Source organism: Marilutibacter maris, assembly GCF_006546735.2.
In the GTDB taxonomy this organism is placed as follows: domain Bacteria; phylum Pseudomonadota; class Gammaproteobacteria; order Xanthomonadales; family Xanthomonadaceae; genus Marilutibacter; species Marilutibacter maris.
Map to the genome: position 1 here is coordinate 1 of NZ_VICD02000168.1, position 10,064 is coordinate 10,064.

Consider the following 10,064-nt stretch of genomic DNA (forward strand, 5'->3'; position numbering starts at 1 on the left):
AGGCCCTTGGCATCGCGGCCGAGCGCGCCTTCGCGGGCACGCCGGTCCTGGTAACGCTGGTCAAGTCGGGCGACGAGCTGGGCGCGGGCCCTGCGGTCATCCTGCAACTGCGCGAGCTGGCGATCCAGCGCCTGGCGCGAGTCCTGCAACTGTTTCTGGCGTTCGGCGATGTCGCGCTCGACCGCGTCGAGCTCCTCCAGCGCGGCGGTGAGCTCGGCGATGCGGGCGACACGGTCGCGCTGGAGGTAGCGGTGATAGGCCAACAGCCGGTTGGCCTCGGCCACGCTGTCCTGCGACAGCAGCACCTTCAGCGGCGCCTGCCCGCCCTGGGCGTGGGCCGCGCGCAGCAACCGCGCCAGCTCCTCGCGCTGGCCCTGCATCGTCTCCCGCATCCCGGCGCGGCGCGCATGCAGCGCATCCAGCGAGGCCTGCTCGTCGGCCAGTTGCAACTCGATCTCGCGCAGGCCGCGGCTGGAGCGGCCGACCTGCTCGTCGGCCTGGCGCAACTCGCGGTTGGCGGCGCCACGCTCGCCCTCGATCCGGCGCCGCTCGGCGGCGACCGCCTTCAGCTCGCGCCGGACCTCCTGCAGCTTGCGCTCGGTCTCGCGGCTGTTCTGCGCCGGCGCCGTGGCCGCGACCGTCGCCAGCACGACGCCGGCGAGCAGGGCGAGCGTGTCGCCGCGCCGCGCGCGCATCAACCGGCCAGCAGGCTCTGCCCGCTCATCTCCGCCGGCTGCGGCAGAGCGAGCAGGTCGAGCATGGTCGGCGCGACGTCGCGCAACGCGCCGCCGCTGCGCAGCGATGCCGCGCGCGGGCCGTCGTAGACGAACGGCACCGGGCCGACGGTATGCGCGGTGTGCGCCTGGCCGGTGACCGGGTCCTTCATCATCTCCAGGTTGCCGTGATCGGCGGTGACCAGCAACGCGCCGCCGGCCGCGCGCACCGCCGCGCGGATCGCGCCGACCGCGGTGTCGACCGCCTCGGCCGCCTTGACCGCGGCCTCGAACACGCCGGTGTGGCCGACCATGTCCGGGTTGGCGATGTTGCAGACGACCACGTCGAAACGGCCCGACCCGATCGCCTCGACCAGTTTCGCGGTCAGCTCGGGGCAGCTCATTTCCGGCTGCAGGTCGTAGGTCGCGACCTGCGGGCTGGGAATCAGGATCCGCTCCTCGCCGCGGTACGGCGCCTCGCGACCGCCGCTGAAGAAGAAGGTCACGTGCGCGTACTTTTCGGTCTCGGCGATGCGCAACTGGCTCAGCGCGTTGTGCTCGAGCACCTCGCCCAGGGTGTTGCGCAGATCGTCGGGCGGGAACGCGACCGGGGCCGGCAGCCTGGCGTCGTACTCGCTCAGGCAGACGAAGCGCGACAGCACCGGCCGGCGCGCGTGGAAACCCTCGAAATCCGGCGCCACGAAGGCCGCGGTCAGCTGGCGCGCGCGGTCGGCGCGGAAGTTCATGAACACCACCGCATCGCCGTCGCGCATGGTCGCGCCGTCGTCGACCACGGTCGGCGACACGAACTCGTCGTTCTCGTCGCGGGCATAGGCGTCGGCCAGCGCGGTCATCGGATCGGGCGAGTGGTGCTCGCTGGCGGCCTCGACGATCGCGTCCCAGGCGCGGCGCACGCGGTCCCAGCGCTTGTCGCGGTCCATCGCGTAGTAGCGTCCGCTGACGGTCGCGACGCGGGCGTTGCCGGCGGCTTCGCAGGCGGCCTGCAGCGCCTTCAGGCTGGCCTCGGCCGAGCGCGGCGGGGTGTCGCGGCCATCGAGGAAGGCGTGCACGGCGACGCGTTCGACGCCCTCGCGCGCGGCCAGCGCGATCATCTCGAACAGGTGACGCTCGTGGCTGTGCACGCCACCGGGCGACAGCAACCCCATCAGGTGCAGGGTGCCGCCGCTGGCCCTGGCCGCGTTGCAGGCGGCCAGCAACTCGGCATTGGCGGCGAAGCTGCCATCCTCGATCGCGGCGTCGATCCGGGTCAGGTCCTGGTAGACGATGCGACCGGCGCCGAGGTTCATGTGGCCGACCTCGGAGTTGCCCATCTGGCCGTCCGGCAGGCCGACATGGCGGCCCTCGGTATGGATCAGGGTATGCGGCGCCTCCGCCAGCAGTGCGTCCCAGTTCGGCAGGCGGGCGGCGGCGAGCGCGTTGTCGGCGGGGTCTTCGCGGTGGCCCCAGCCGTCCAGGATCAGCAGGACGACCGGCTTGGTTCGGGCCGGCTTGGCGCGGGAGATTTCGGACACGATGGCGGGGTTCCGTGACTTCGGGCAGGGGCCCGGGGTGCATGAGAGTGCGATTGTATCGGAGCGCCCGGCGACGCGATGTCGCGACGCCTTCCGCCCGCGCCGCGGCACCGTCGGCGCCGGACAGCCGACAGACCGGCATCGGACCGCGCGTTAAACCCATCCGGCCTGCCGTGCATCACATCTGCAGACCCTTCATGAACGGATATCGCCCATGAGCCCTCCGCACACCACCGCCCCGTCCCGCCGCCGCTCCGTCGGCGCCCTCCCCCTGGCGCTGGCGCTGGCCCTGATGCCGCTGGCGGCCGCCGCCCAGCAGAGCATCGACAAGGTCAACGGCAGCATCACCGCCGAGGCCGGCCAGCAGTACGGCGACCTGGAGACCGTCAACGGCAGCATCCGGATCCACGAGAACGCCCGGGTCCGCGATGCGGAAACGGTCAACGGCAGCATCAAGGTCGCCGCGTCGGCGCATACCGGCGCTCTGGAGACCGTCAACGGCAGCATCCGCCTGGAAGAGACGGTGACCGTCGACGGCAGCATGGAAACCGTCAACGGCAGCATCTTCGTCGGCCGCCAGGGCCGGGTCTCCGGCGACGTCGAGACGGTCAACGGCGCGATCGGCCTGGTCGATGCCGATGTCGGCGGCGGCATCGAGACGGTGACCGGCGACCTGACCGTCGGCGCCGGTTCGCACGTGCGCGGCGGCATCCACTACGAAAAGCCGAGCCCGAGCCTGATCCGGATCAACACCAAGCGGCGTCCGCCGCGGGTGATCATCGGCCCGAACGCGGTGGTCGAGGGCGCGCTGCGCTTCGAGCGCGAGGTCACCCTCTACGTCCACACCAGCGCCCGCACCGGCCCGATCAGCGGTGCCACCGCGGTTCGCTACGACACCGATCGCGCGCCGGCCGAGTAGGCGCCGCGGTACGGCATGACCGGCGGCCCGGGCACGTCCGGGGCCGCCGTCGTATGATCGATCCTTCGTCCTGCATTCGCATCACGGAGGCTCCATGTCCCGCACCCCCGCCCGAACCCCGCTCTCCGCGGCCACCTCGCTGGTCGCGGCCGCGCTGGTCCTGTCGGCCTGCAGTCAACCGGCACCGGAGGCGGCGACCGACACGGCGGCACCCGCCGACGGCGCCCCCGCCCACGCGTTCAGCGCGAGCATCAACGCCGATGATTTCGCCGCACGGGTGGAGACGCTGGCTTCGGACGAGTTCGAGGGGCGCGCCCCCGGCAGCGCCGGCGAGACCCGCACGCTCGACTACCTGAAGACCCAGTTCGAGGCGATGGGCCTGAAGCCCGGCAACGGCGACAGCTGGTTCCAGGATGTGCCGATGGTCGAAACCACCGCCGACGAGTCGACCGTGCTCAAGCTCGACGTCAAGGGCGAGCCGCGCGAGCTGGCCTTCGGCAGCGACATGGTGATCGGCACCCGCACCGGGCAACCGGAGGTGAAGATCGATGCCAGCGAGCTGGTGTTCGTCGGTTACGGCGTCAACGCGCCCGAGCAGGGCTGGAACGACTACGCCGGCGTCGACGTCAAGGGCAAGACCGTGGTCATGTTCGTCAACGACCCGGGCTTCCATGCCAAGGACGCGTCGCTGTTCGAAGGCAAGCGGATGACCTATTACGGCCGCTGGACCTACAAGTACGAGGAGGCGGCCCGCCAGGGCGCCGCGGCGGCGATCATCATCCACGACACCGAGGGCGCCTCCTACGGCTGGGACGTGGTCAAGAATTCCTGGTCCGGCGCCCAGTTCGACCTGCGCGCGGCCGACGATCCGGAGCCGCGCCTGCCGGCGCAGGGCTGGATCACCGGCGATGTCGCGCGCACGCTGATGGCCGACCTCGGCCAGGATCTGGACGCGCTGTACGTGGCCGCCAACAAGAAGGGCTTCAAGGCGATCCCGCTCGACGCGACGCTGTCGCTGGACCTCAAGAGCACGATCGCCGAGAAGGAGTCCAAGAACGTGGTCGCGATGCTGCCCGGCAGCACGCGTCCGGACGAGGCGGTGGTCTACATGGCGCACTGGGACCATCTGGGCAACCACAGCGACGCCGGCGGCCATGAGGGCCACGGCGAGGACGCCGGCAGCGGCGGCGAGGACCACATCTACAACGGCGCGGTCGACAACGCCACCGGCGTGGCCGGCATCATGGAGATCGCCGAGGCCTTCGCCGCGCAGGAGCCGGCGCCGGAACGCTCGCTGCTGTTCCTGGCGGTGACGCTGGAGGAGTCCGGCCTGCTCGGTTCCAAGTACTACGTCGCCCACCCGGCGATCCCGCTCGACAAGACCGTCGCGGTGGTCAACCTCGACGCGATGCCGGTGATCGGCAAGGCCCGCGACATGACCGTGGTCGGCTTCGGCAGCTCGGAGCTGGAGGACATCCTCAAGACCCATGCCGACGCCCAGGGCCGCAGCCTGGTCGCCGAGGCCACGCCGCAGGATGGCTTCTACTTCCGCTCCGACCACTTCAACTTCGCCAAGGCCGGCGTGCCCGCGCTGTACGCCAAGGGCGGCGACGACCTGCTCGAGGGCGGCACCGAGGCCGGCCACGCGGCCCAGCTCGACTATCGCGACAACCGCTACCACAAGCCCGCCGACGAGTTCAGCGCCGACTGGAAGCTCGACGGCGTGGTCCAGGACCTGGAGGCGCTGTACGGCGTCGGCCGCGACCTGGCCGGCGGCGACCGTTGGCCGAACTGGTACGAAGGCAACGCCTTCCGCGCCGCCAACGACAAGCTGAAGCAGTCGCGATCGGAGTAAGACCCGGCGCCGGGGCGGGCAGCCGCCCCGACAGGGTTCACGACGGCGCCGGATGGCGCCGTCGTCGTATCGGCGCCTCCCCTCTGCGCCGGCGCGGGGATCGCGTGCCGGCCCCGCTTTCGGCTACGCTGTGCGTGCTCGATAGGGCGCGCCCGTGCAGGGCGTGTCCGATGTCCGCATGCCGGCGCCCCGAGCCCGCCCTTCGCCCCCCACCGGAGAACCGCGATGACCCTGGCCACCGCCTACTGGTGCGTGCTGATCGCCGCGCTGCTGCCGTATCTGTGGGTCAGCATCGCCAAGGCCGGCGGCGAGCGCTACAACAACCGCGACCCGCGCGGCTGGCTCGCGCGTCAGGACAACCCGCGCCTGCATCGCGCCAATTCCGCCCAGCTCAATGCCTTCGAGGCGTTCGCGCCGTTCGCCGCCGGCGTCGTGCTCGCCCAGCTGGCCGGGGTGCCGGAAGCACGCATCGCGGTGCTGGCGATCGCATTCGTGGTCGCGCGCGTGCTGCACGGCGTCTTCTACCTGGCCGATCTGCACAGCTTGCGCAGCCTGTCCTGGTTCGCCGGCCTCGGCTGCGTGCTGGCGCTGCTGGCACAGGCGGCGCTGCGGGTCGGCGGCTGAGCCTGCCGCCCGGCCCGCCAACATGCACGAAGACACCGATCCAGAGCCCGCCGCCCGCATCCACGACACCCTGATGCGGGGCCAGGGCTTCGATTTCGTCGACGCGGCGACGATGCGCGCGTGGCTGGAAACGACCGGCCCGCTCGACGACTGGGAAGACTTCGCCGGGAGCTGGAACCGGCTGGCGACCGACAGCTACCTGGCCCGGCTCGGCAAGCACCGTCGCCGCCGCCATGCGGTGTTCTCGCTCGACGGTGTCGATACGCCCGCGCCGGCGATCCGTCGCCAGCCGCACCAGCCGCATTACCAGACCCTCGACTACAACCCGCTGCAGGGCGACATCGAGCGCTGGTTCGAGCCGGTCGAGGACGCGGTCGCCACCAGCCGCAGCCTGGGCACGATCCTGCGCCACTGCCAACGGTTCTTCGGCGCGCTGGCACCGCGGGTCGCCCGCTGGCACACCGAGGTGCACCAGTTCCGCATCGAGGCCCGGGCCGGCACGCCCGGCCTGCCGACGCCCGAAGGCCGGCATCGCGACGGCGTCGACTACGTGCTGGTGCTGTTGATCGACCGCGAGAACATCGCCAGCGGCACCACCAGCATCCATGCGCCCGATGGCACCGAGATCGGCCACTTCACCCTGACCCGTGCCTTCGATGCGGCCCTGGTCGACGACCGGCGGGTATTCCACGGCGTCACCGCGGTGGAGGCGCTCGACCCGGACGCCCCCGCCCATCGCGACGTGCTGGTGGTGACCCTGCGCGCGGACGACCGCGCCGATCAGCCCAGGTAGGCGCCCGGCGACATCGCCCGGGGGAGCGGGCGCCGATGCGCATGCGCGCCGGACCCGGCCGGCCCCGTGGCGCCCCCCCGCCAGGGCCGCGGATCGGGCCACAGCGGTCGCTTGCCGTCTTCCAGCACCTGCCGGATCTGCTGCGGGTCCAGTTGCGGCGCCAGCAACTGGATCAACTGCAAGGCGCAGTCGCGGATCACCGCGCCCGGCGGCAACAGCGCCCAGGCCACGCACTCCGGCAACGCGGGATCGCACTCGAGCACGGCGAAGGTCTCGCAATCCTCGTCCTCCACCGCCAGCTCGCCGACCAGACCGATGCCGAGCCCGGCCCGCACGTAGGCCTTGATCAGGCCCGCATCCTGGGCGGAACAGGCGAAGCGCGCTTCCAGTCCGGCCTGCTCGAGCGCCCGTCGCAGCGATGAATCCCGGCGCCGCGAGGCCTCGTAGGTCACCAGTGCCTCGCTGGCCAGCTCCGGCAGGGTCAGGGCGCGGTCGAGGTGCGCGAACGGATGCGTCTGCGGCACCAGGACCACCCGCTTCCAGGTGAACAGCGGAATCGCGTGGCCCGGCGGCACGCCGTCGCCGGCGGTGCTGACCAGGATCATGTCGCCGCTGCCGAGCATCTGCCGCTCCAGCGACTCGCCCTCGGCCGTGGTCTGGATATGCACGTTGAGGCGCGGATAGCGCCTGACCAGCTCCGACAGTACCGACGGCAGCACGTGGCGCGCATAGATCTGCGGCATCGCCAGCAACAGGTCGCCGGAATTCCCGCCGCGCACGTTGGCGGCGTAGGCGCGGATGTTGGCGACGTCGCCGACGATGCGGCGCGCGATGCGGATGACCTCATGTCCGGCCGGGGTCACCTCGGCCAGGCTGCGCCCGTGGCGGACGAACAACTGGAATCCTAGTTCCTCCTCGAGCAGCTTCAACAGGCGCGAGAGGCTCGGCTGGGTCGCATGCAGCACCTGCGCCGCCGCGCTGACATTGAGCTCGGCGTCGACGATCGCCAACAGGCATCTCAGTTCCTTCAGCGTCATGGCTACGTCCCTGCATGGCCTATCCAGATCGACACGATCCGCGCGCCGCGCCGGTCGCGACAGCTTGCGCGGTCCCGTTCCGCATGCCCGAGCGCGCCGGTCGCGGCGCACCTGCCCCCTTGGCAGAGGTCCGATATAGCACACACTCCGGCCAGATACAGCGAAGATGCGACCCATTCGCACATACGCACCGGTAGGGCCTGATGCAACTTCGGGCCGTTCATATCCAATTGTTCTATAAGGAAAAATCCGAATATGCGCATCGATATTCGGCATTGGACGCGCCACCGGGATCGGGTTTGACTCCGCAGGCCGGGCGGGGGACACCGGCGGTCACCGGGGAGACACGTCGCGGGTCAAGCGCGGCTGCGCCGCGGGGTCCGCCAACTCTTCACCCGCCTGGCCGCTCTCGTGTGTCGATGGCCACGCACAGCGGTGGACAGGGGACGTCGACATGCGGCCGCGGAACGTCACGCCCGCACCGCCTCCCGTCGAGGGGCGCGGCGCGGTTCCTACATACAACCATGAGGAAAGTATCGTGATCCGTGCAACCACCGTTCTTGCTGCCGGGATCGGCAGCGTGCTGATGCTCGCCGCCGGCGCCGGCCATGCCGCCGATGCCGAGCTGCGCTTGGCCAAGGCGCCGATCGAGGGCCGCTACATCGTCGTGCTGAGGGACGATGCCGCCAGCCTTGCCGCGGAAGCGCAAACCGCCGCTCGTCCCAGCGTCGCCAACGTCGCCCGCGACCTGGTCCGCAATCGCGGTCGGGGCCGTGCCAACATCGTCGCCACCTATCGCAGCGTGCTGCGCGGCTTCGTGGTCGAGGCCGACGACGAAGCACTGGCCCGGCTGCTGGCCGACGATCGCGTCGCCTATATCGAGGAGGACGGCTACATGTCGGTCTCGGCGACGCAGAACAACGCCACCTGGGGCATCGATCGCATCGACCAGCGCAACCTGCCGCTGAGCGGGAGCTACACCTACAACACCACCGCCGGCAACGTGCATGCCTACATCATCGACACCGGCATCCGCGCCAGCCACAACGACTTCGGCGGCCGCGTCGGCAGCGGCTATACCGCGATCAACGACGGCAACGGCACCAACGACTGCCACGGCCACGGCACCCATGTCGCCGGCACCGTCGGCAGCGCCACCTGGGGCGTGGCCAAGGGCGTGAGCTTGTACCCGGTGCGGGTGCTGGGCTGCGACGGCTCGGGCAGCAACTCCGGCGTGATCGCCGGCATGGACTGGGTCGCGCAGAACCATGTCAAACCGGCCGTGGCCAACATGAGCCTGGGCGGCGGCGCTTCGACGAGCACCGACCAGGCGGTCGACCGGATGGTCAATGCCGGCGTGACGGTGGTGGTCGCCGCCGGCAACGACAGCAGCAATGCCTGCAACTACTCGCCGGCGCGCGCGGCCAGTGCGATCACGGTCGGATCGACGACCTCGTCGGACGCGCGCTCCTCGTTCTCCAACTACGGCACCTGCCTGGACCTGTTCGCCCCGGGCTCGTCGATCACCTCGACCTGGAACAGCAGCAACTCGGCGACCAACACCATCAGCGGCACCTCGATGGCCTCGCCGCACGTCGCCGGCGTCGCCGCGCTGTACCTGGCCGGCAATCCGAACGCGTCCCCGGGCCAGGTCACCAGCGCGATCGAAAACAGCGCCACCCCGAACAAGGTCGGCAATCCCGGCAGCGGCTCGCCGAACCTGCTGCTGTACAGCCTGTTCGGCAGCGATCCCGACCCGGATCCGGATCCGACCCCGGGCGAACTGCAGAAGGGCGTGGCGGTATCGGTATCCGGGGCCAGCGGCTCGGAGACCCGCTATACCTTCGCGGTGCCGACAGGCGCCAGCGACCTGAGCTTCGTCACCAGCGGCGGCAGCGGCGACGCCGACCTGTATGTCCGCTTCGGGGCGGCGCCGACCACCAGCACCTACGATTGCCGGCCGTACCAGAACGGCAACAACGAGCGCTGCGACTTCGCCAGCCCGCAGGCCGGCACCTGGCACGTGATGCTGCACGGCTACAGCGCCTATTCAAATGTCTCGCTGGTGGCCGACTACGGCACCGGTGGCGGCGATGCGCCCTGCACCGGCTGCACCCGGTACAGCGGCTCGCTGGCCGGCACCGGCAGCTCTCAGGTCCAGCCGGGCGGCACCTACTATCAGGCCGCGGCCGGGACCCACAACGGCTGGCTGCAAGGCCCGTCCGGCACCGACTTCGACCTGGAGTTGTATCGCTGGAACGGATCGGGCTGGAGCAAGGTGGCCGAGTCGATCACCCCGACCAGCGTGGAGTCGGTGTCCTACAACGGCAGCGCCGGCTACTACTACTGGCGCGTGCTGTCGTACTCCGGCAGCGGCAGCTACGAGCTGTGGCTGGATACGCCTTGATGGCCCCGGCGCGGGTGTGAAGCAGGCATTGCAGACGGGGCCCGGCATGCCGGGCCCCGTTTTCGTTATGCGCGATCGATCGCGGCTTGCGCCGCTGCAGCGGTGGTTCTGACGCAGTCCCGGTGGGCCGGTATGCGTGGGTCCGTTACGGGGGTGCGTCAGCGTTTGTGTTGCGCAAAAGAAG

Annotated in this window: 8 protein-coding genes; 5 read left to right on the forward strand and 3 right to left on the reverse strand. The window is 70.6% G+C overall.

The window, feature by feature from the left end:
* Both FKV24_RS10295 and gpmI read right to left on the reverse strand, forming a co-directional pair.
* Positions 1-695: murein hydrolase activator EnvC family protein (locus tag FKV24_RS10295; RefSeq protein ID WP_425481617.1), on the reverse strand; the 695-nt coding region annotated here is incomplete at its 3' end.
* Positions 695-2,245: a 2,3-bisphosphoglycerate-independent phosphoglycerate mutase gene (gpmI, locus tag FKV24_RS10300; RefSeq protein WP_249040989.1), complete on the reverse strand. Its 1,551-nt coding sequence runs from the start codon at positions 2,243-2,245 to the stop codon at positions 695-697. The genes gpmI and FKV24_RS10295, both read right to left, overlap by 1 nt.
* A 214-nt stretch (positions 2,246-2,459) precedes the next feature.
* Between gpmI and FKV24_RS10305 the strand changes: the two genes are divergently transcribed.
* The 4 genes from FKV24_RS10305 (at position 2,460) to FKV24_RS10320 (ending at position 6,436) form a co-directional block, all read left to right on the forward strand.
* Positions 2,460-3,164: a DUF4097 family beta strand repeat-containing protein gene (locus FKV24_RS10305; RefSeq protein WP_141482321.1), complete on the forward strand. Its 705-nt coding sequence runs from the start codon at positions 2,460-2,462 to the stop codon at positions 3,162-3,164.
* Positions 3,165-3,258: 94 nt separating this feature from the next.
* Positions 3,259-5,019, forward strand: coding sequence for a M28 family metallopeptidase (locus tag FKV24_RS10310; protein ID WP_141482322.1), 1,761 nt, complete (start codon positions 3,259-3,261; stop codon positions 5,017-5,019).
* Positions 5,020-5,244: 225 nt separating this feature from the next.
* Positions 5,245-5,643, forward strand: a complete 399-nt coding sequence (locus FKV24_RS10315) for an MAPEG family protein (RefSeq protein ID WP_211371842.1) — start codon at positions 5,245-5,247, stop codon at positions 5,641-5,643.
* A 22-nt stretch (positions 5,644-5,665) separates the two neighbouring features.
* The gene (locus tag FKV24_RS10320) at positions 5,666-6,436 is read left to right on the forward strand and encodes a 2OG-Fe dioxygenase family protein (protein WP_141482323.1); all 771 of its coding nucleotides are present in this window, start codon (positions 5,666-5,668) and stop codon (positions 6,434-6,436) included.
* On the opposite strand, the gene FKV24_RS10325 is transcribed toward FKV24_RS10320, so the two are convergent.
* On the reverse strand, positions 6,424-7,473 hold the full coding sequence (locus FKV24_RS10325) for a LysR substrate-binding domain-containing protein (protein WP_141482324.1): 1,050 nt from the start codon (positions 7,471-7,473) through the stop codon (positions 6,424-6,426). The two genes, FKV24_RS10320 and FKV24_RS10325, sit on opposite strands and share 13 nt — an antisense overlap.
* Positions 7,474-8,011: 538 nt before the next feature.
* Here FKV24_RS10325 and FKV24_RS20040 point away from each other — a divergent pair.
* Positions 8,012-9,880: a S8 family peptidase gene (locus FKV24_RS20040; protein WP_211371843.1), complete on the forward strand. Its 1,869-nt coding sequence runs from the start codon at positions 8,012-8,014 to the stop codon at positions 9,878-9,880.
* The last annotated feature ends 184 nt before the right edge of the window (positions 9,881-10,064 follow it).

Bases quoted from the DNA above. Each gene is read 5' to 3' on its own strand.
- FKV24_RS10315 (WP_211371842.1), top strand. From the start codon at position 5,245: ATGACCCTGGCCACCGCCTACTGGTGCGTGCTGATCGCCGCGCTGCTG.
- FKV24_RS10305 (WP_141482321.1), top strand. From the start codon at position 2,460: ATGAGCCCTCCGCACACCACCGCCCCGTCCCGCCGCCGCTCCGTCGGC.
- FKV24_RS10320 (WP_141482323.1), top strand. From the start codon at position 5,666: ATGCACGAAGACACCGATCCAGAGCCCGCCGCCCGCATCCACGACACC.
- FKV24_RS10325 (WP_141482324.1), bottom strand. From the start codon at position 7,473: ATGACGCTGAAGGAACTGAGATGCCTGTTGGCGATCGTCGACGCCGAG.
- FKV24_RS10310 (WP_141482322.1), top strand. From the start codon at position 3,259: ATGTCCCGCACCCCCGCCCGAACCCCGCTCTCCGCGGCCACCTCGCTG.